General features: G+C 51.3%; 23 protein-coding genes. 6 read left to right on the plus strand and 17 right to left on the minus strand.

Annotated elements, in window-relative coordinates; translation table 11 throughout:
* The first annotated feature begins 115 nt into the window (after positions 1-115).
* Positions 116-334 carry a hypothetical protein gene (locus A0129_RS01395; protein WP_291711708.1) on the plus strand — a complete coding sequence of 73 codons (219 nt, stop codon included), beginning with the start codon at positions 116-118 and terminating at the stop codon, positions 332-334.
* Here A0129_RS01395 and A0129_RS01400 read toward each other — a convergent pair.
* Positions 331-1392 carry a tetratricopeptide repeat protein gene (locus A0129_RS01400; protein ID WP_291711710.1) on the minus strand — a complete coding sequence of 354 codons (1062 nt, stop codon included), beginning with the start codon at positions 1390-1392 and terminating at the stop codon, positions 331-333. The two genes, A0129_RS01395 and A0129_RS01400, sit on opposite strands and share 4 nt — an antisense overlap.
* A gap of 84 nt (positions 1393-1476) precedes the next feature.
* Here A0129_RS01400 and A0129_RS01405 point away from each other — a divergent pair, with 84 nt between their 5' ends.
* Complete coding sequence (locus A0129_RS01405) at positions 1477-1713, plus strand: hypothetical protein (RefSeq protein ID WP_291711712.1); 237 nt, start codon at positions 1477-1479, stop codon at positions 1711-1713.
* Positions 1710-2135 carry a DUF3135 domain-containing protein gene (locus A0129_RS01410; protein ID WP_291711714.1) on the plus strand — a complete coding sequence of 142 codons (426 nt, stop codon included), beginning with the start codon at positions 1710-1712 and terminating at the stop codon, positions 2133-2135. The genes A0129_RS01405 and A0129_RS01410 overlap by 4 nt, the downstream gene beginning before the upstream one ends.
* Here the strand turns inward: A0129_RS01410 and A0129_RS01415 are convergent.
* Positions 2107-2817: an SIMPL domain-containing protein gene (locus tag A0129_RS01415; protein ID WP_291711715.1), complete on the minus strand. Its 711-nt coding sequence runs from the start codon at positions 2815-2817 to the stop codon at positions 2107-2109. The two genes, A0129_RS01410 and A0129_RS01415, sit on opposite strands and share 29 nt — an antisense overlap.
* Before the next feature lie 111 nt (positions 2818-2928).
* Here A0129_RS01415 and A0129_RS01420 point away from each other — a divergent pair, with 111 nt between their 5' ends.
* Together A0129_RS01420 and purT are read left to right on the plus strand one after the other, a co-directional pair.
* A complete protein-coding gene (locus A0129_RS01420) occupies positions 2929-4008 on the plus strand; it encodes an AI-2E family transporter (RefSeq protein ID WP_291711717.1) in 1080 nt (359 codons plus the stop codon).
* A gap of 40 nt (positions 4009-4048) precedes the next feature.
* Positions 4049-5278 carry a formate-dependent phosphoribosylglycinamide formyltransferase gene (purT, locus tag A0129_RS01425; RefSeq protein ID WP_291711859.1) on the plus strand — a complete coding sequence of 410 codons (1230 nt, stop codon included), beginning with the start codon at positions 4049-4051 and terminating at the stop codon, positions 5276-5278.
* 271 nt (positions 5279-5549) lie between these two features.
* Here the strand turns inward: purT and A0129_RS01430 are convergent, their stop codons facing one another.
* The 13 genes from A0129_RS01430 to A0129_RS01490 form a co-directional block, all read right to left on the minus strand.
* Positions 5550-7148, minus strand: a complete 1599-nt coding sequence (locus tag A0129_RS01430) for an ABC-F family ATPase (RefSeq protein WP_291711719.1) — start codon at positions 7146-7148, stop codon at positions 5550-5552.
* A gap of 90 nt (positions 7149-7238) precedes the next feature.
* Positions 7239-8219, minus strand: a complete 981-nt coding sequence (locus A0129_RS01435) for an LD-carboxypeptidase (protein WP_291711720.1) — start codon at positions 8217-8219, stop codon at positions 7239-7241.
* A 25-nt stretch (positions 8220-8244) separates the two neighbouring features.
* Complete coding sequence (locus A0129_RS01440; RefSeq protein ID WP_291711722.1) at positions 8245-9015, minus strand: nucleoside deaminase; 771 nt, start codon at positions 9013-9015, stop codon at positions 8245-8247.
* 91 nt (positions 9016-9106) lie between these two features.
* A complete protein-coding gene (locus A0129_RS01445; protein ID WP_291711723.1) occupies positions 9107-10090 on the minus strand; it encodes a branched-chain amino acid ABC transporter permease in 984 nt (327 codons plus the stop codon).
* A gap of 13 nt (positions 10091-10103) precedes the next feature.
* On the minus strand, positions 10104-10988 hold the full coding sequence (locus A0129_RS01450; protein ID WP_008249371.1) for a branched-chain amino acid ABC transporter permease: 885 nt from the start codon (positions 10986-10988) through the stop codon (positions 10104-10106).
* Between the two features lie 71 nt (positions 10989-11059).
* Positions 11060-12265 carry an ABC transporter substrate-binding protein gene (locus A0129_RS01455; protein WP_291711726.1) on the minus strand — a complete coding sequence of 402 codons (1206 nt, stop codon included), beginning with the start codon at positions 12263-12265 and terminating at the stop codon, positions 11060-11062.
* 45 nt (positions 12266-12310) lie between these two features.
* A complete protein-coding gene (locus A0129_RS01460; protein WP_291711728.1) occupies positions 12311-13033 on the minus strand; it encodes an ABC transporter ATP-binding protein in 723 nt (240 codons plus the stop codon).
* Positions 13033-13803 carry an ABC transporter ATP-binding protein gene (locus A0129_RS01465; protein WP_291711731.1) on the minus strand — a complete coding sequence of 257 codons (771 nt, stop codon included), beginning with the start codon at positions 13801-13803 and terminating at the stop codon, positions 13033-13035. Before A0129_RS01465 ends, A0129_RS01460 begins: the two co-directional genes overlap by 1 nt.
* A gap of 194 nt (positions 13804-13997) precedes the next feature.
* Entirely contained in the window at positions 13998-15620 is a 1623-nt protein-coding gene (gene guaA, locus A0129_RS01470) for a glutamine-hydrolyzing GMP synthase (RefSeq protein WP_291711734.1), read from the minus strand.
* 56 nt (positions 15621-15676) lie between these two features.
* Positions 15677-16669 carry a GAF domain-containing protein gene (locus A0129_RS01475; RefSeq protein ID WP_291711738.1) on the minus strand — a complete coding sequence of 331 codons (993 nt, stop codon included), beginning with the start codon at positions 16667-16669 and terminating at the stop codon, positions 15677-15679.
* Between the two features lie 26 nt (positions 16670-16695).
* Complete coding sequence (gene guaB / locus A0129_RS01480; protein WP_291711740.1) at positions 16696-18156, minus strand: IMP dehydrogenase; 1461 nt, start codon at positions 18154-18156, stop codon at positions 16696-16698.
* Between the two features lie 89 nt (positions 18157-18245).
* Positions 18246-18602, minus strand: coding sequence for an RnfH family protein (locus A0129_RS01485; RefSeq protein WP_291711742.1), 357 nt, complete (start codon positions 18600-18602; stop codon positions 18246-18248).
* Entirely contained in the window at positions 18602-19048 is a 447-nt protein-coding gene (locus A0129_RS01490) for a type II toxin-antitoxin system RatA family toxin (protein WP_291711745.1), read from the minus strand. The genes A0129_RS01485 and A0129_RS01490 overlap by 1 nt, the downstream gene beginning before the upstream one ends.
* A 101-nt stretch (positions 19049-19149) precedes the next feature.
* On the opposite strand from A0129_RS01490, the gene smpB reads away from it, so the two are divergent.
* Complete coding sequence (gene smpB, locus A0129_RS01495) at positions 19150-19599, plus strand: SsrA-binding protein SmpB (RefSeq protein ID WP_291711746.1); 450 nt, start codon at positions 19150-19152, stop codon at positions 19597-19599.
* A 16-nt stretch (positions 19600-19615) separates the two neighbouring features.
* On the opposite strand, the gene A0129_RS01500 is transcribed toward smpB, so the two are convergent.
* The gene (locus A0129_RS01500; RefSeq protein WP_105029107.1) at positions 19616-20521 is read right to left on the minus strand and encodes an SPFH domain-containing protein; all 906 of its coding nucleotides are present in this window, start codon (positions 20519-20521) and stop codon (positions 19616-19618) included.
* Positions 20522-20567: 46 nt separating this feature from the next.
* Positions 20568-20990, minus strand: coding sequence for an NfeD family protein (locus A0129_RS01505; RefSeq protein WP_291711748.1), 423 nt, complete (start codon positions 20988-20990; stop codon positions 20568-20570).
* Positions 20991-20994: the final 4 nt, after the last annotated feature.

Here is a 20994-nt window from a genome sequence, read left to right on the forward strand (position 1 = left end):
TTGGTTAAATACAACGTTAGAAGTAGCGCTCCAATCTATGACATCGCTCGATGGTAGAGTTCAGTTGTTGACCCGTTGGTCAGCAATTGATGCAGTAAATTTTGAGAGGTGTCGTATGAAAGCTCTTCGTTCTTACCCAGGTGTGTTGGTCTTGTTGCTGATTGCCTCAGCCATGCTGGTGCATGGTCTGGTCGATTACATCAACTATGAAGTAGCAAGCCCGAGTATTCTGGCGGCCCTGGGCTGTCTATTCTCCGCAATTTTACTGGTGGGTGTGTATGAGTTCAAATCCTTCAAAGCCAACCGCAAAGTAATACGTGACAGCAATGTTTAATTGCGTTTGACACTTTCTGAAAGGCCTGTTTTCGCCGCATTTTGAGCGGCGATCACGGCCTGCAGGTTCTTTTGTGTACTCAATGTCAATGGGTCTTCGTTGCCCAAGGCATCCGCCCGAATAATGTAGGCGCGGCTGAGCGCTACTTCGGCACGCTTCAAGTCCCCTGCCCTGTAAAGTACAACCCCCAAGTTGTTTAAAGATTGGCTGGTTCGAATGTCGTTAGGACCGAATGCTGCTTGTCGCACTTCAAATGCAGTCTGATAATTTCTGGCGGCTTCTTGCAGTTGATCGTTACGCATTTGCAGCGTGCCTAAAAAAGTGAGTATTTCTGCACGAATTGGTTCGTCCTTGTAGTTGGGTGTGGAGTTGATAATCTCTGCAAGAATCTGGAAACTTTCCAGCGCCTCTTGCTCCTTCTCCATGTCCAGCAAGCCCACCGCGTGATTCATTCGGGTTTCTAGTGTTCGGGCATTGGTTTTCCCCAAACGTATTTCATAAACAATCCGCGATCTTTTGAATGCGGCTTCAGACTCTGCTGCCTTGTTCTGCAGCGCATAGTAAGTGCCGAGCGCGTCTTGAACCATACCTGCAGGCAAGGAATAACGCCCGATGGATTGCTCAACCGTACCGAGCGTTTTCTGAAAGTGTGCTTCGGCGCGTTCCATTTGATCGGCTTGTGCATAAGTTTGGCCAATGAGCACCTGCAAACGTGTCCAGGCTTCGGCCGCAGCTTGGTCTTCTCGGTTGAGCGGACTGTATTGGCTGGCTTCATTCCAGGTTGAAATGGCCAAGTCAGCTTCGTTTTGAGCCAGATAGGCTTTGCCCAGGGTTTCAAGAATTTTGACGCGTTTGGCCTGCGTGATCGGACCAGTCAACTCCAGGCGGCAAGTTTCAACAGTGATGCCTACCGCGTCCTTGCCGAAGCTGCTTTCACAACGGGTTAAATTTGAACTTGCTTCCTGAGCAGTGGCGGTAGGCACGTAAGCCAGTGCAAACAAACCCAGGAAAAAAGAAAAAGTCCAAGCGCGTTTCATAAACACCATTGTTGTGGTCATTCGATTGTTGTTACTGAAGAGTATTACTAAAACCGATTGCTGTGTTTGGCAGTACAAAGGTTAATAGCAACATTACTAGTCATCATGGGCCATCATTCAAGCGTTGAAGTAAACCGGATAGAAAGTTTGGGAAAGAAATTTGAAACTCTCGCACTGGTTGACAGACTCATGGAAGAGAACGAAGCTCTTAGACGTGAGCTTAACCTAAAAACTGCCCGGTTAAGAACTCTGCAAAAAGCAGTGCATGCGTTTTTGATGGGAACCGAAGATCAAGACAGCAACAAAGCCAAGCTCATTGAGCAAAGCAAGGAGCAGCCATGACACACTTTGATTTCAAGGAATGGGCCGACTTGTACCAGGTAGACCCTGTTGCCTTCGAGCAGCGCCGCGAGGCAGTGCTGGAAGGTTATGTAGCCAGTGTCGATCCCGAACACCGATTGGCGCTTGAGCAAACGTTGTTCAAGATCCGTATGATTCGCCAGCGCTCGAAAAGCCCATTGCAGTCGGCCATGGAATCGTCAAAGCTGATGTGGGAATCGTTTGGCAAATTGCGTGAGCAGGTACAAAAACTGGAACAGGAACTGAGCCCTGCCCCATTGAAGCAGAATGGTTTGCGTTTGATCGATCAGAATTACGCTGGCGACATTGAAAAGGTCACAGACGTTTCCAATGATCCACTAGAGCCAGTTGCCAACCTGGCCCGTGTTATTCCATTTACGGCTTCAGGCAAACGCGCCCATTAACCGAAACACTGACCCGGCTTGAACCAGCGGCCGGGGCCACTTCCATGCCTTTGCTCATCATGTCAGCCGATGCGGCATACATCCGTGGATAGGAAGGTGGACCTTGATTCTCATCATTGATTGACACTTCACCCAAGGTATAGCCAGTTTTGCCAAAACCTTTTGCAGCAACACTGGCTTTATTCTGAAACTCTCTCATTGCACTTTGCAGCAGTTTTTCACGACTTTGCTCGATACGGCCTTCGCTGGGAAAATATTCCAGATTGCTGAGTGTCAGGCCATCCGCCACATTCAAATTCTTCTGGGTTTTTAATGCCTGAACCGGTATTTCAAAAGTGAGCGAGCCCACACCTTGCCAAGTTTGGATGACATTGTTTTTGCCGTATTGCGGATAGGTTTGAATGTTGTTCTTCAGTTTGCTGATGTCTTTGTTCTTCGATAAATTGTTGATTGATTTTTCAAGCACGGTGTTGACGGCACTCATGGCCTCGTTGGCTGTACCTGCCTGAATTTGCACCTGCCAATTCAAACGCACCATGTCATTGTCCACCTCTTCGCTGCTAATGGCATTCAAGTTCACGGCGGGTGTTTTCTCGCACAGGTCTGCAAACGCGACCGACGGTGCCAACAAACCGATTGATGAACTGAACAGAGCGATTCTCAAAGTGTTGGATAATTTCATGTGTGTTCTCGTGAAAGTGAAATAACAGTCAATTTGCAATTCAGGCGTTGCTACAATGATTGAACCACAAACAAGCATTCCAATAACGCGTAATCCGCACGACTGGCTGACATGGCAGAACACCTGAGACAACCGAAGTCCCTGATCAGCACGCTGTTTACTGTGTTGATACTGGTTGGTGCTGCCATTGTATTGTCGCCATTCCTGTTGGCAATTTTGTGGGCGGGAATTATTGCCACCGCGTTTTGGCCACTTCACTGTCGCATTCGCGCACGATTTCCCGGAAAGCCCAATGGCGCCGCATTTCTGACCACCCTGGTTGTTGCATTCCTGTTGGTTGGACCAATGATCGGCCTGATCGTGTTTATGGTTCAAGACATTCTTGAAATTACCACCTTCTTGCGACAGGCCGATGACTCCGGCGTTGCTGTGCCCAACTGGCTGCCTCAAATTCCGGTGCTTGGCGAAATGCTCGTGGCCAGCTGGACAGAATATTTGAGTGTGCCCAAACAAATTTCCGGACTGTTGCGCGAAACACTTACCCAACGTTTGGGCGATGTGCAGGGCACCGCATCGGCCATTTTGCTTGAACTGCTGGGTCGTGTTGCCACCCTGTTTTTTGCATTGTGGGTGCTGTTCTTTTTTTACCGCGACGGCTCAAGCATCAGCATCCGCATGAACCGAATTGGCACTGACTGGCTGGGCCAACGCTGGAAACCTTATGTTTCACATATGCCACCTGCGCTGCGAGCTGCGGTTAACGGGTTGGTGATTGTCAGTTTTGCAGAGGCAGTCATCCTTTCTGTGCTGTTTGCTGCGTGTGGCGTCTATGCACCGGTGCTATTGGGCACTATCACTGCCCTGATTGCCTTTATTCCCATGGCTGCACCAGGCTTGCTCGCTATTTTGGGTATGATCCTGTTTTTAAGTGGCAACGGCGCGGAAGCAATTGTATTGATCTCCGTGGGCATGTTGGTGGTGTTGATTGCCGATTACCTGGTTCGCCCTTTGTTGATACAAGGCGGAACCCACTTGCCGTTTTTGGCCGTCTTGTTCGGTGTGTTTGGCGGCGTCATTACCATGGGTATTGTGGGCTTGATTATTGGCCCGGTGCTGCTGGTGTTGTTGGTGGTGTTTTTTGACGAAGCATCGCATGCACACCACCACGACACCCCCGAATCCATCAATTAATCAGTGATTTAATCAAGCGAGTTTGAGCATGACAACAGCGATTCAATTTCCAACACAGATCGGTACACCTTTGGCTGCAAACGCCGTCAAAGTGATGTTGCTGGGCAGTGGTGAGCTGGGCAAAGAAGTGATCATCGCCTTTCAGCGTCTGGGTGTTGAGGTTATTGCAGTGGACCGCTACCCCAATGCGCCAGGGCACCAGGTTGCGCATCGCTTTCATGTAATCGACATGACCAATGCCAACGCATTGAAGGCCTTGATTGCACAAGAGCGTCCCCACATTGTGGTGCCGGAAATTGAAGCAATTGCGACCCCTGCCCTGAAAGAACTTGAGGCTGAAGGCGTGGTGCGTGTGGTGCCTACAGCCAATGCGGCTTGGCTGACCATGAACCGTGAAGGAATTCGTCGCCTGGCTGCTGAGGAATTGAATTTAAGTTGCTCGCACTATGCTTTTGCGGATGATTTTGAAACCCTGAAGATGGCTGTAGAAAAAGGCGTTCATGGCAAAAAGCCGGTGGGCTACCCCTGCATCATCAAGCCTGTGATGTCATCCTCCGGAAAAGGGCAATCCAAGGTGGATAATGCAAGCCAACTTGAAGCAGCGTGGGATTACGCGGGTAGCGCCGGGCGTGTCAACTCAGGGCGGGTTATCGCCGAGTCGCTGATCGAATTCGAGTATGAAATCACTCTGTTGACTGTGCGTGCCCGCAACTCCAAAAGTGGCGCAATTGAAACCAGTTATTGTGAGCCAGTGGGTCATATTCAGGTAAGCGGCGATTATGTTGAAAGCTGGCAACCCCAAACCATGAACGCAAAGGCTTTGGATGAGGCCCGTAAAATGGCAGACCAGGTAACCACCGCTTTGGGTGGCACCGGTTTGTTTGGCGTTGAAATGTTTGTAAAAGGCGATCAGGTTTGGTTTTCTGAGGTGAGCCCTCGCCCTCACGACACCGGCATGGTCACCATGATTACGCAGTGGCAAAATGAATTTGAATTGCATGCACGTGCCATTCTGGGTTTGCCTGTTGACACCAGCTTGAAAACACCGGGCGCCAGTGCAGTGATTTATGGCGGTTTAGACAAAGTGGGCATCGCATTTGAAGGCGTGGCCGATGCCTTGGCCGAGCCCGGCACGGATGTGCGTTTGTTTGGTAAACCCGAGTCGTTTGTGAAACGACGAATGGGTGTTGCCTTGGCGCGTGATACAGATGTGGAAAAAGCCCGTGCGAAGGCCAAGCGGGTTGCTGCGAAGGTGAAGCCAGTTGGTTAACTTGCTCGGCGTTTCGGGAATGCGCATGGCGTTGTTGATTACGCTGGTCTGATGGGGCTGCACATGGTATTGCCCGTCTGCCTTGATCAAGTCGAATTCCCCTGTTCGAAACTGGCACGGGGCATGCGAAACGCGAGCGCGTCTTCGCATCGACCTTGCAGGTCGCCCCTTGCTGCGTTCCAAACCGGGCGACTTGATCTTGAATCGGCAGACTGAGCAAAACCATAAGCATCCCCGCCAATTCAGTATCTCTACCAGCAGCACTGTTCTATCAATTTAGCCCCAAACTCTCGCGGTATTCTTCGTAGGTACCGCGGTAATCGGTAATGCCGTCTTCACGCATTTCAAAAATTCTCGTGGCAATGCCAGAAACAAACTGGCGGTCATGTGACACCACAAACACTGTGCCTTCGTATTTCTCCAGTGCATATTGAAGCGACTCGATCGACTCCATGTCCAGGTGGTTCGTAGGCTCGTCCAGCAGCAACACATTGTGACGCCCCAGCATCAGGCGACCAAACACCAGTCGGTTTTTCTCACCACCTGAACACACTTTCACCTGCTTGGAAATTTCGTCATTCGAGAACAGCAAGCGCCCCAGAATGCCGCGAATGGCTTGATCGTCGTCGCCGTCCTGGGCAAAGCGCTCGGTCCATTCACGCAAATTCAAAGGCACATTGAATTCATCGCTTACGTCTTGTGCCATGTAACCCAGGTCTGCATTCTCTGACCACTTTACTTCACCATAAGTTGGCTCCAAAGCCTTGGCCAGCAGCTTCAGTAGTGTGGTTTTACCCATGCCGTTGGCACCCACGATACCCACTTTGTCGCCAGCTTCCACCATGATGGAAAAATCGCGAATCACTTTGTTATCGCCGTAAGCCAAACTGACGTTGTCGAGTTCAACAGCCAAACGATGCATCTTCTTTTTTTGTTCAAAGCGAATGAAGGGGTTTTGACGTGACGATGGCTTAAGCACCACTGTTTCCTGTTTGATTTTCTCGATCTGCTTTTGACGTGATGTCGCCTGACGCGCCTTCGATTTGTTGGCTGCAAAACGGCGTACAAAGTCTTGCAGATCGGAAATACGTTCTTTGGCACGCGCATTGGATGCTTGTGCTCGTTCGCGTGCCTGGGCTGCAGCCAGCATGTAATCGTCGTAATTACCGGGTACTACTTGCAATGTACCGTAATCCAGATCAGCCATGTGGGTGCACACTTCATTGAGAAAGTGGCGGTCGTGGCTGATGATGATCATGGTGCTCTCATACTGGTTTAGTACGTTTTCCAGCCAGGCAATCGTATTGATATCCAGGTTGTTGGTGGGTTCATCCAGCAACAGCACATCAGGTTTCGAGAACAGGGCTTGTGCCAGAAGCACCCGCAGCTTCCAGCCTGGGGCAATTTCACTCATTGGGCCATTGTGGTTTTCAAGCGGAATACCCGCACCCAGCAGCAACTCACCTGCCCGGGCCTCGGCTTCGTAGCCGCCGAATTCGGCATACACCGCTTCAAGGTCAGCTGCGCGCATGTAGTCGTCGTCGGTGGCTTCGGGGTTCGCATACAAGGCATCGCGTTCCGTCATTGCAGCCCACATTTCCTTGTGGCCCATCATGACCACATCCAGCACGCGGTGTTCTTCAAACGCAAATTGATCCTGGCTTAACTTTCCCAGCCGCACATTGGGCTCGATCACTACAGTGCCGCTGCTGGGCTCCAGGTCGCCACCCAGAATTTTCATGAAAGTGGATTTGCCGCAGCCGTTTGCGCCAATCAAACCATAGCGGTTGCCATCGCCAAATTTGGCATTGATATTTTCAAAAAGCGGCTTGGCGCCGAACTGCATGGTGATATTGGCTGCGGTGAGCATAAGTATTGGAAAATTCAGTGATTTTTAACGAAGGGGGCATTATACATGCCCGGGCTTTGAGTGCGTTGAATGTGGGCTCGGAGGTTGCGACTAGCGAACGGTTTGAACCAGGCGTGCGTTGAATTCCTTGTGCCCGCCAGTCATGGTCAAGGTGCCCTGCCCGCCCTGAAACCAGCAAGCCTTGGGGGTGCAGTGACCAAATGGAAAATTCAACAATACGGGTACATGTGTCAGTTGGCTTTGAACAAATTCAGCGGCGCTGCGCAAGTTGTAGCCATTGTCGTGTGCGCCAGGTTTGGGTTCACAAAAATTACCCAACACAATGGCCTTTTGTTGGGTCAACACGCCGGCGTGCAGCAACTGAAGCAGCATGCGCTCAATTTTGTAGGTTGGCTCGTTCACATCTTCAAGCACCAAGATGCCGCCAGACACACTGGGTAACCAAGGGGTTCCCAAAAGACTGCACAGCAAGGTGAGGTTGCCACCCCATACCGGACCTTCAATTGCACTGCTTTGTTGTTCTGCGCTCAGTCCGATGCATTCAGCAGGCCATTCAATATGTACTGCCTGTTTTTCTACGGCACGCAAAAAGTGTTCAAGCGTGAGTGGGTCGGCACCCTGCTCTGCTCCAAAATCGAAGCAAGCCATGGGCCCGTGCAACAAGGTGGCAGGTTGTGCGCCAACTTTCAGCAACGCCAATTGCAGGCTGGTAATGTCGCTGTGGCCGCACAACAGGTGCGCATTTGCATTCAGCAATGCAGCAAGTTCCGGAAAATTCAACAGCGGCAGCAGGCGGCTTAGGCCGTAACCCCCTCGGGTGGCCATCAGCAGGCTGGGGGTATTCATGGCAAATGCATTTTCAATGCTGGCCATACGCGTGGCTTCGTCACCTGCAAAGCGCTGTGTGCGCCGGCGTGATTCAGGCACTTCAATCACATTGAACCCATGTTGACTGCTCAAATGGTTGCAGGCCCGGTCGAGCAAGGTTTCATCAACCAGCGCGCCACTGGGCGAAAACATGACCAGCTGGTTCAGGGCCTGGTTTGTCGAGATGGGCGGTTTGCTGTTCAATTCAATTCCGGTTTAAAAAGTAAGCTTACAGATACTGTTTCCACGAACGCACGGGTTCTCCGTTGAAATAATCGCACAAACTGGCCAGAATGGCGGCCTGCTGGGTGTGCTGCCCTGCTTTCAACACGCGGCTATGTTCAGCCAATCTTTCACTGGCTTGCTGCAGTCCTGTCTGTAAAAAATCATGCGGAGTGTGAAAGCCAAGTTGCGCAAGTACGTCAATTGTTTGTTTGTTGGCATTGGGCAGGTGCATCAGACTGGCCAATTCAGCAACAGTTTCTTCTCGCTGCTTGCGGCGCGCTTTGAAAAAATTGCCCAGCAATTCTTCACTTTCCTGTCCCATACAATCAGTTTCAAAAACACAGGGGTGCCAGGCTTGCGCTTGCTCGAACACTGACAAGGACTGTTTCAAATCCCCGTTGTAGCGTGACTGTGCACAACCCACCACCACGCGACCCAGCCGCGCATGCAAAATTGCACCAATGCACATGAGGCAGGGTTGTAGTGTGACGTATAGGGTGGCTTGTGCACCCAGGCGGTAATTGCCAACCGCCTGACAGGCTTGGCGAATGGCCTGAATTTCAGCGTGTGCGCAGGCATCGTTCAATGAAACTGGTGCATTGTGTGCCCTGGCAACGGCTTTGCCATCGATTACCACGACTGCGCCAATCGGTACTTCGCCAGCCTGTGCAGCAAGCCTCGCCTGCTGCAATGCAAGTTCCATCCATGGCGTGTCCTCTGGCTGGCCTTGGTGGGCCAGTATCGAAAATTTGTCGGACAGCTTGCGGGTTTGCATTGTTTTCAAAGTAAGCCGAATAAAGTGTTCTCAGTTTGACATAAAAAAACCCGGCACCAGGCCGGGTTCTTGGTCAGTGGGCAGCTTCAGTTTACTGACCCGCTTTGAGCAGCCTGCGTTGGTTCCATGCAAGAATTTCTCCAACAATTCCACGCCGGAAGGCCAGCACCACCACAATGAAAATGAAACCAGTCACGATCGTGACCTGTTCCCCCAATGAGCGGAACCAGGCAATGTCGGTGGTCACTGCCATCCAGGTGCCAAATTCACCAATTCGATTTTCCAGGGCGATGATCACAATCGCACCCACAATGGGGCCCGCGAGAGTGCCCAGGCCGCCCACCAAGGTCATTAGCACCACCAGGCCAGACATCGTCCAGTGCACATCCGTCAATGTTTCAAAGCCAAGCACCGAGGCTTTGGTTGCACCGGCCAAACCCGACAACGCCGCTGACAGAACAAACACCAGCAACTTGTATTTGTCCACGTCATAACCCAGTGATATGGCGCGTGGTTCATTTTCCTTGATGGCCTTGAGAACCTGCCCGAATGGAGAATGCACAGTGCGAACAATCAGGGCGTAGCCTGCGATGCAAATGGCCAGTACGACGAAGTAAAGTGTCAAGTCGTTGCTGAGGTCGACAACACCAAACAAGGTGCCGCGCGGTATGCCTTGTAAACCATCTTCACCGCCAGTAAATGGCGCCTGTAAAAAAATGAAATACAGCATTTGTGCCAAGGCCAGTGTAATCATGGTGAAGTAAATGCCTTGCCGCCGAATGGCCAGAGCACCCATGACTAAACCAATGAGCGCTGCGAATGCTACACCTGCCAACAGGCCAAGCTCAAACGGCATGCCAAGATCTCGAATGACATAGCCCGCGATGTAGCCTGCACCACCCAGGAAGGCTGCATGACCGAAGGAAAGTAAACCGGTGTAGCCAATCAACAAGTTGAATGCACACGCAAACAGCGCGAAACACAGCAGTTTCATGAGCAGCACCGGGTACATAAAGAACGGCGCCGCTAGGGCGAGAATAATTGCAGCAATCGAGATAATTGTATTTTTGTTCATCATGTCAAACCCTTTATTTCTCGCGACCGAACAGACCGGCCGGGCGAATCATGAGCACAATCGCCATGATGATGAACACTACTGTGGCTGACAATTCCGGATAAAACACACGGGTCAATCCTTCCACAATGCCCAAGGTGAGCCCGGTAATGATTGAACCGAGAATAGATCCCATTCCACCAATCACCACAACCGCAAACACGGTGATGATGAGGTTGGAGCCCATCAACGGCGAGATCTGAATGACTGGCGCAGCCAGCACGCCCGCGAATGCGGCCAGTGCCACACCAAAGCCGTAGGTCAGCGTCACCATCAAGGGCACATTGATACCGAAGGCCTCCACCAGTCGCGGATTCTCAGTACCGGCGCGAAGCAAGGCTCCAAGTTTTGTTTTTTCAATCATGATCCACGTGGCAAAACAAACTACCAGCGAGGCCACCACGACCCAGGCGCGATAGTTCGGCAAAATCATGAAGCCTAGGTTGGTCGCACCCTGCAAGGCCTCTGGCACTGAATAGGGTTGACCGGATACACCATAAATCGAGCGGAATATTCCTTCCAGCATTAAGGTAATGCCGAAGGTCAGCAACAAGCCATACAAGTGGTCAAGCTTGTAAAGCCAGCGCAACATTGTTTTTTCAATCAGTATCCCGAAGGCGCCCACAAGAAGCGGCGCAAGCAACAACATCACCCAATAATTCAGGTTGAAATAGGCCATGCCCATCCAGGCGAAAAATGCACCCATCATGTACAGCGCGCCGTGGGCAAAATTGATCACGTTGAGCAAGCCAAAAATAACAGCAAGACCGAGTGACAACATGGCATAAAACGAGCCATTCACCAAACCAAGCAGTAACTGCCCAAGAAAGGCCTGCAAGGGAATTCCAAAAATTTCCATGAGTACGTGTCCCGCAAAGCCCCTGGGTCGTTAAACCTCAGGGGCATTGGTATTGTGTTGGTTTTAATGCATCACTTCCACAACGCACACTTGGTCTCAGCTTTGGTGGTAAACGCCTGTTCGCCTGGAATGGCTTGAACAACCTTCAGATAGTCCCACGGCTTTTTGGATTCCTTGGGGTCTTTTACCTGCATCAGGAACATGTCGTGAATCATGCTGCCATCGGCACGGTAGTATCCGTTCTTGGCATACATGTCGTTCACCTTTTGCTTGCGCAGCGTTTCCATTACTTTGGCGCCATCATCCGTACCTGCTGTTTTCACTGCATTCAAATATTGCAAAGTCGCAGAGTAATCGGCCGCTTGCAAGCTACTGGGCATTTTTTTCATTTTGTCGAAGAAGCGCTTGGACCACTTGCGCGTTTCATCATTTTGATCCCAATACCAACTGTCGGTGAGGTACATGCCCTTGGTTTGTCCCAAGCCCAATGCATGCACGTCGTTAATGAACATCAGCAAACCGGCGAGCTTCATGCTGCCTGTGACACCAAATTCATTGGCGGCCTTGATGGAGTTGACTGTATCTCCGCCAGCATTGGCCAAGCCCAGAATTTGAGCGCCGGACGCCTGTGCCTGAAGCATGAAGCTGGAGAAATCCGACGCTGACAGTGGATGGCGGATAGCCCCTTTCACCGTGCCACCGTTGGCCTTAACGACTGCGGTGGTGTCGGTTTCCAGCGAGGTGCCAAAAGCATAGTCCGCGGTCAGGAAATACCAGCTTTTTCCGCCTTGTTTGACCACTGCCGAGCCGGTGCCTTTGGCCATCGCTACTGTGTCATAGGCGTAGTGGATGCTGTATGGGTTGCATTCTTCATTGGTGATGCGGGCGGTACCAGCACCAATTACAAAGTTGGGCTTTTTCTTTTCATCCGCTACTTTGGCCATTGCCAAAGCCGTTCCGGAGTTGGTACCTGAAATCAGCATGTCGACACCTTCAGTGTCAAACCACTCGCGTGCCTTGCTGGCTGCAATATCGGCTTTGTTTTGGTGGTCAGCAAACACCAACTCAATTTTTTTGCCATTCAATGTGCCACCGAAGTCGGCAATCGCCATTTTCACGGCTTCTACACCACCAGGCCCATCAATGTCGGCATATAGGCCAGACATGTCAGTGATGATTCCAATCTTGATCGTGTCATTGGAAATTTGTGCCTGAGCTGAGCCGACAGCGAATGCAAAAAGCGTGGCCAGTCCGGTTGCGATTGGTTTTAATTTCATCATCATCTCCTTTGGTTTAAGTCCAATCCCTTGAAAGGTTGGTTTTTATACGCCCAGCAGCGAATGCAGAACGGGCATTTTTTCATCGAGTTCCGAGGAAGCAAAAGCCTCCACAATTTGGCCGTGTTCCACCACGTAAAACCGGTCAGCCAGGGGGGCTGCAAAACGAAAATTCTGTTCTACCATCACAATGGTGTAACCCTTCGATTTCAGGGTGGTGATCATTTTGGCCAGAGCTTGAACAATCACCGGTGCAAGCCCCTCAGAAATTTCATCCAGCAGCAAGAGTTTGGCGCCAGTTCTCAGAATGCGTGCGACGGCCAGCATTTGCTGTTCACCGCCAGACAAACGCGTGCCCTGGCTTTTCTTGCGTTCGGCCAGGTTGGGGAACATCTCATATATTTCTGCAACACTCATACCCCGGTCGGCATTTGAAACATAGGGGGGAAGCATCAGGTTCTCTTCAGCAGACAGCGAGGAAAATATGCCACGTTCTTCCGGGCAGTAACCTACACCCAAGTGGGCAATTTTGTGGGTGGGCATATTGATTGCCTCGGTGCCGTTGATCTTGATCGATCCTTTCCGTGAACCTGTCAATCCCATGATTGCGCGCAGGGTACTGGTGCGCCCTGCTCCATTTCGCCCAAGCAATGTGACCACCTCCCCGGTTTTAACGGTCAGGTTCAGGTTGTGCAAAATGTGTGATTCGCCATACCAAGCGTTAAGCCCGGCGATTTCAAGCGCAGTGCCCGTCGATACTTTATTCATCAGTGCGCACCCTCAAGTACGCCGGTGCTTGAGCCCATGTAGGCCTCCATCACCTCGGGGTTACGTGAAACCTCGGCATAACTGCCTTCAGCCAGCACTGCACCGCGTTGAAGCACGGAGATGCGATCGCTAATACCCGCCACCACATTCATATTGTGTTCAACCATCAATATGGTTCTGCCGACGGATACTTTCTTGATCAATTGGGTTACGCGGTCCACATCCTCGTGGCCCATGCCCTGGGTGGGTTCATCCAGCAGCATCAATTCAGGTTCCATGCCCAATGTGGTTGCAATTTCAAGCGCACGTTTTCTACCGTACGGCAGGTCCACGGTCAGAGTGTCTGCGAAGCTTTCCAGATCAACCAGCGCGAGCAAAGCCATGGCCTTGTCATTGAGCACCGAGAGTTTTTTCTCACTTTTCCAGAAATGAAACGAATTACCCAATGGACGCTGCAGGCCAATACGTACATTTTCAAGCACAGTGAGGTGTGGGAATACTGCGGAAATTTGAAACGACCGAATAATGCCTTGCCTGGCGATTTGGGCTGGCTTTGCACTGGTGATGTCTTTGCCGTTGAACAGAATTTGGCCCGAAGTGGGCGTTAAAAATTTAGTCAACAAATTGAAGCAGGTCGTTTTACCCGCACCGTTGGGGCCGATTAGCGCGTGTATGTGTCCCCGCTGTACCTTTAAATTCACATCGCTGACTGCAGTGAATCCTTTGAATTCCTTGGTCAGCGCCCTTGTCTCCAACACTACTTCTGCCATGGGTTCTCCATGTTGTCATTGTCGTTGTGCCAACCGGTGCCGGGCTGCGCCGATGGTTAAATATTGTCAGCGATGGTGGCATGTGTGTTTTCATTCGGGAATTAGGGCAAACCTCACCCCCTGAATGGAAAAAAGCCCGCATTTGCGGGCTCTTCTGTAAGGGTGGGGTAAGTGATGGGATGTGCTTTATTGGCTTATTCCCACTCAATGGTCGCAGGTGGTTTGCCCGATACGTCGTAGACCACCCGGTTTACACCTTTTACTTCATTGATGATGCGATTGGAGATACGGCCCAACAACGCATAAGGCAGGTGAGCCCAGTGTGCTGTCATGAAGTCTTGGGTTTGTACTGCGCGAATGGCCACCACGTATTCGTAGGTGCGACCATCGCCCATCACACCCACCGATTTCACTGGCAAGAACACTGCAAAGGCCTGGCTGGTCAGGTCATACCAGCTTTTTCCGATTTGTTCCTCGGTGCACAATTCAGCCGCGGCGTCTTTGGCTGTGGCTTTGGTATTTCGCAATTCTTCAATGAATACGGCATCGGCACGCTGCAAAATTTCCGCGTATTCGGCTTTTACTTCACCCAAAATACGAACACCAAGACCAGGCCCGGGGAATGGGTGGCGGTAAACCATTTCAGGGTCAAGGCCAAGTTCAACGCCAAGCTTACGCACTTCGTCCTTGAACAAATCGCGCAAGGGTTCAAGCAATTTCAGGTTCAGCGTATCCGGCAAGCCGCCCACGTTGTGGTGGCTCTTGATGCTGGTGGCTTTGCCTGTTTTTGCGCCTGCTGATTCAATGACGTCCGGGTAAATGGTGCCCTGTGCAAGCCACTTGGCGTTGGCTCGCATACCAGCCTCGCGCTGGAATACATCCACGAATGCTTTACCAATAATTTTGCGTTTGGCCTCGGGGTCGGTAACGCCTTTCAGCTGTCCCATGAATTCCTCCGTGGCGTTGACATGCACAACACGCACACCCAAATGTTTGGCAAAGGTTTCCATGACCTGTTCGCCTTCTTTAAAACGAAGCAAGCCGTGGTCTACAAATACGCAGGTTAGTTGGTCGCCAATTGCCTTGTGAATCAATGCGGCTGCCACTGAAGAATCTACGCCACCGGAAAGGCCCAGAATCACTTCATCGGTGCCGACTTGGGCACGAATCTTTTCAACCGCTTCATCCACAAAACCGGGCATGGACCAATCACCTTTACAGCCGCAAATATCGCGAACAAAGCGAGCCAGTATCTCCTTGCCCTTCTTGGTGTGTGTCACTTCGGGGTGAAACTGCACGGCATAAAACCCGCGTGCTTCATCCGCCATGCCGGCGATTGGGCATGAGGGTGTAGAAGCCATCAACTTGAAGTTTGGGGGAAGCTCGGTCACCTTGTCACCGTGGCTCATCCACACATTCAACAGACCATGGCCTTGCTCGTTGGTCTCGTCTTGAATGCCATCAAACAGTTTTGTGTGGCCGTGAGCCCGAATTTGGGCATGGCCAAATTCCCGAACCGTACCCGCTTCAACTTTGCCGCCGAGTTGCATGGCCATGGTCTGCATGCCGTAGCAAATACCCAGCACAGGTACGCCAAGATTAAACACCAACTCGGGCGCCCGGTCGGTGCTTTCTTCATAAGCAGACTGGTGGCTACCCGACAACACAATGCCAGATGCTCCGTATTCCCTGATGCGTTCCGGGTCTACGTCGCAGGGCAAAATTTCGCAGAAAACCCCACATTCACGCACGCGTCGAGCAATAAGTTGTGTGACCTGTGACCCGAAGTCGAGTACCAAAATTTTCTGATGATTCATGAAGCGTTCTTTGAATGTATTAAAGGTAATTGGCCCAAGGCAACGTTGTACCTGGTTTAGCTAAGGCTGAGTATGCGATCCACTGCCTGCACGGCCGTACACCGTAGGTCCTCGCCGGACAGGGTGAGAAAATTGATTTCCACGTCAACCAGTGCTTTTACGCCATGTGTTTCCAGAGTTGTTTCAGCAAAGCTTGTTTTGAGTTGCTCCAGTATACGAGCCACCTCTGAACTGGTCATGCCTGAGCAAACTGCTACAAAAGCATCCGCCCCCAAAGAGCCAACGCTCGATCCATTTGGCAAAGCATCCCGAATGATGGCCGCGGTGAATTTGGTGAAGTCAATGATTCGATCATGACCAAACCTGTTCAAAATCAAGTCAAATGAACTGAGTTTGACATGCAACAGGGAAAGATCTTCTCCCTTTCGCGAAGCATGCTCCAGCTCTTTGTCCAGAAGTGCCTCAAAGCCGCGTCGGTTCCAAGAACCCACAATTGGGTCAATCAGCAAGGACCGTTGGTGCTCGTTGAGTGAGCGAACGAACCGCGTGACGATGTTATCGTCCACAGGTTTCGCAATTTCCGCCTCAACCAGGCGTGCAAAATCTCGCAAATCCTGCCGATCTTCCTGAGAAAAAGCCCGTGGCACGCTGTCAATCACGCAAAGTGTACCAATGGTAATACCGAATGCATCCCGGATGGGCTGACCTGCATAAAACCGGATTCTAGGTCCGTCAACGACCAATGGATTGTCCATGAACCGGGGGTCCAGCAGCGCATTTTCCACAATCAGTGGTTCATCGCTGAGAATCGCGTGTCCACAGAAAGATACCTCCCTGTCAGTGGAGCAGGCATTCAGGCCCTGCAGGGATTTGAACCATTGAATTTCCTTGTACACAATGGTGACCAGCGCCGTGTCGATATCAAAATGCCGACAAACCAAACGCGTGATGCGATCAAACCGGGCTTCAGAGGGCGAGTAAATCATCCCCAAGTTCTGGATAGCCCGTGTTCTTTCTTCTTCGTTGTGCGGAATGTCAGGTTTTTGCATGGTTGCTTCGCTGTGCTCAGGCCTTGTCAATCGACATGATAGTTCGGTGCTTCCTTGGTAATTTGAACGTCATGCACATGTGATTCTCGAATGCCAGCTGAAGAAATTTCAACAAACTCAGCCTTCTCATGCATTTCCGAGATTGAGCGACAACCGACATAACCCATAGATGACCGAACGCCACCGACCAACTGGAAAATAATGGACAGCACAGAGCCTTTGTAAGGCACTCGACCTTCAATTCCCTCGGGTACCAGTTTGTCGGCATTGTTGGCTGGGTCTTGGAAGTAGCGGTCTGCAGACCCCTGTGTCATGGCGCCCAAGGACCCCATGCCGCGGTAGGCCTTGTAGCTGCGGCCCTGGAACAAAACCACTTCACCTGGCGCTTCTTCAGTACCGGCGAACATACCACCCATCATGGCGGCACTTGCACCTGCTGCCAGAGCCTTGGAAATGTCACCAGAGTAACGAATGCCGCCATCTGCAATCACGGGCACGCCGGTGCCCTTTAGGGCCTTGGCCACATTGGCGATTGCGCTGATTTGGGGAACACCCACGCCAGCCACAATGCGGGTGGTACAAATTGAACCTGGGCCAATACCCACTTTCACGCCGTCTGCACCATGTTCCATCAAGGCCAACGCAGCACTGGCTGTGGCGATGTTGCCGCCAATTACGTCCACCTGTGGGTAGTTTTGCTTTACCCAGCGAACCCGGTCTAACACGCCTTTGCTGTGACCGTGGGCTGTATCAACAACGATGACGTCCACGCCAGCAGCCACCAGCTTTTCAACACGTTCTTCAGTGCCATCACCCACACCAACCGCTGCGCCTACACGCAATTTACCGTGGATATCCTTGCTGGCCCATGGGTGCTCAGTCGCTTTTTGAATGTCTTTAACTGTGATCAAGCCTTTCAGCGTGTTGTCCGCGTCCATCACCAGTACCCGCTCCAGGCGGTGCTTGTGCATCAGCGCTTTGGCCTGCTCCAGGCTGTCGTCTTCCGACACGGTGACCAAGCGCTCGCGTGGTGTCATGACATTGGAAACGGGTTGGTCCAGTTTGGTTTCAAAACGCAAATCGCGATTCGTCACAATACCAACCACTTTGCCGTTTTTAACGACTGGCAAACCTGAAATTTTGTGTTGCTGTGTCAGGGCAATTACCTGTCGGACGGTGAGTTCAGGCTCGATCGTGATCGGGTCGCGAAGCACGCCAGACTCGTGGCGTTTTACTTTGGCTACCTCAGCGGCTTGCTGCGTTGCAGTCAGGTTCTTGTGAACAATACCAATACCACCTTCCTGCGCCATTGCAATGGCCAGCCTTGCCTCAGTGACTGTGTCCATGGCGGCAGACACCAAAGGAATATTCAGGCTGATGTTTCGGGTCAGTTGGGTAGACAGGGATGTGTCTTTGGGAAGAACGTCTGAGTACGCAGGAACCAGCAATACATCATCAAACGTTAACGCTTTCTGCGTGACACGCATGCAATTTCTCCTTGCGCAAAAGCGAATTATAAAGGATACCCGGCGTGCCTGTTTTGGTTTGCAAACAGAAAAACCGGGGAATTTAAGTTTTAGAGAGCCGTTTTCGATTGCTTGCGGCTTCGGCGCTCGTATTTGGCCAATTCTTTCTGGCGTTTTGTCAGCACCTTGTGCTGGGCACGCCTACGGCGACTTTCCATTGGGTCAAAACTCAGGCCATCCAGAATTTCGATGCGATCGCCTGAGTGAAGCACCATACCTTCCGTGGCGTAAAGGCCATACACTGCGACCGCTCGCTCTCTGAGTAAATGTTGAATTCGGTCGTTGCTTAAGCCAATTGCTTGTAGTGCATGCTCCACAGTGGCTGTTTCTGGCAGATTCAGTGGTGAGGGCCTCGACGTGAGCACGCCGCCATCGCCAGAGCCAAGTTCAAGCCAGTGCACAAGCATTATCGCCCTGCTCCCGTGCTGTGTAGTGATTCAGCACGTTTAATGAATGAATCCACAAAACTGTTGGCCAAGCTGGTAAAAACAGGTCCTACGAGTTGCTCGAGCACTTTGCTTGAAAACTCATACTCCAGTTTGAAATGTACTTTGCAGGCCTCAGGCGTGAGTTCAATGAACTGCCAGATACCTTCCAGATGCGTGAACGGACCCTCTACCAAGGTCATGTGAATTTCCGTGCCGGGGTTGAGCCGATTCATGGTGCAAAAGCTTTGCTTGACACCTTTGAATGCAATTTCTACGGTCGCTTTTTCTGTATGGATATCGACAGGCTCCACGCTTCCGGCGCCGCACCAAGGTAAAAACTGAGGATAATCGGCCACGGCCCGCACCAAATCAAACATTTGTTGCGTGGAAAAATGAACCAACACGGATTTTTCTACAATGGCCATGAATGCTGAAGGGTTTGTTTCCCGCTCGGAGAAAGGATTAAACTCTCTATTTTAGCGTTTTTCACGCTGCGCCGCACCCAAAGGACGTTTTCACCGAATTCATGAGCATTATTGACAACAAAAAAGCAGGTTTTGATTACTTCATTGAAGAGAAGTATGAGGCGGGTATTGTGCTGGAAGGCTGGGAGGTCAAATCCATTCGCGATGGCCGCGTTCAAATCAAGGAAAGCCACATTGTGGTTCGCAATGGTGAGTTGTGGTTACTGAACTGCCATATTTCGCCACTGACCAGTGCGTCAACTCACGTCAATCCCGTCAATACCCGTACACGCAAGTTATTGATGCACAAAAAGGAAATTAACCGGCTAATTGGTAAGGTCGAACAAAGGGGTTATTCACTGGTACCCCTGAACCTGCATTTCAAAAATGGCCGGGTGAAAGTAGACATGGCTCTTGCTAAGGGCAAAAAGCAGCATGACAAACGGGATACCCTGAAGGACAAGGATTGGAAGCGAGAGCAGGAACGGTTGATGAAGATTCACCGCACCTGAACTCGCCGCAGGAGAATTATTTCCCCTGCTTCACCACCTGCATCGCTGCCGCCACCATGGAACCCATGTTGGAAAGGTCGCCCGGCAGTATCAAGGTATTGCCAGCCTTGGCCACTCCAGAAAAGGCCTCGATGTACTGCTCTGCCACCTTCAGGTTCACTGCTTCCATACCCCCAGGTTCCGCCACCGCTGCGGCCACTTTTCGCAATGCATCGGCAGTGGCTTCGGCAATTTCCCGAATCGCGCCCGCTTCACCCTGGGCGCGGTTGATGGCAGCAATTCGGTCACCTTCGGAGCGGGCAATTGCAGATTCCCGTTCACCGTTGGCAATATTGATTTGCTCCTGCTTGCGCCCTTCTGAAGCGGCAATCAGGGCGCGCTTTTCACGTTCCGCCGTAATTTGCGCCTGCATTGAAAGTAAAATCTCACGTGGTGGCGTCAAGTCTTTGATTTCATATCGCAATACCTTAACGCCCCAGTTCAGTGCCGCTTCATCCAAAGCATTTACAATCGCCGCGTTGATCATGTCGCGCTCTTCAAAGGTTTTGTCCAACTCCATGCGACCAATAATCGATCGCAAGGTGGTTTGCGCCAGTTGGGTGATCGCACTGATGTAGTCGCTTGAGCCGTAGCTGGCCCGCATCGCGTCAGTCACCTGAAAATACAAAATGCCATCAACCTGAAGCTGAGTGTTGTCCTTGGTAATACACACCTGGCTGGGTACATCCAAGGGAATTTCTTTTAACGAATGTTTGTAGGAAACACGCTCGATGAATGGCACTAAAAAGTTCAGACCAGCCTGCAAGGTGCGGTCGTATTTGCCCAAACGCTCAACCACCCATGCACTTTGCTGAGGCACAATACGCAGCGCCTGGCTGACGAACACAATCGCCAATATCAATATGACAATTGAAACTTCCATGAATTTTCTCCTTTGATTGGCGGACCCGGGGACGAGGCTTGGCCGATTACGCGTGTGTCGATACGCTTTTAACTTTCAGGACATTGCCCTGAACATCGACAATTTGATGCAGGCCAGTTACAGGCGTGCTGTCGGTGCTCTCTGCTGCCCAAGTGGCACCACGGTATTGAACATTGGTACGTCCACCCGTATTCCAGCTAGGAATTTCAAGTTTGTTGCCAATGTCGAGCACATCGTGTTGTTTGTCTGTGGTGCTTCGTTTGACTGAACGGTTACGAAGAAGAAGGCTGCCAGCCACTGCAAACACAGCGGCTGCGCCAATTTGAATTTCAAGACCGTAGCCTAGATAGGCCATCAATGCACCGATGGCCGCTCCCAAGGACACCATGAGCAGATAAAACGTGCCTGTGGTCATTTCGGCAATCAACAAAATACCCGCCAATACCAACCACAGTGACAAATTGCTCAATGGT

This window comes from Limnobacter sp. CACIAM 66H1 (assembly GCF_001601825.1).
Taxonomy (GTDB): domain Bacteria; phylum Pseudomonadota; class Gammaproteobacteria; order Burkholderiales; family Burkholderiaceae_B; genus Limnobacter.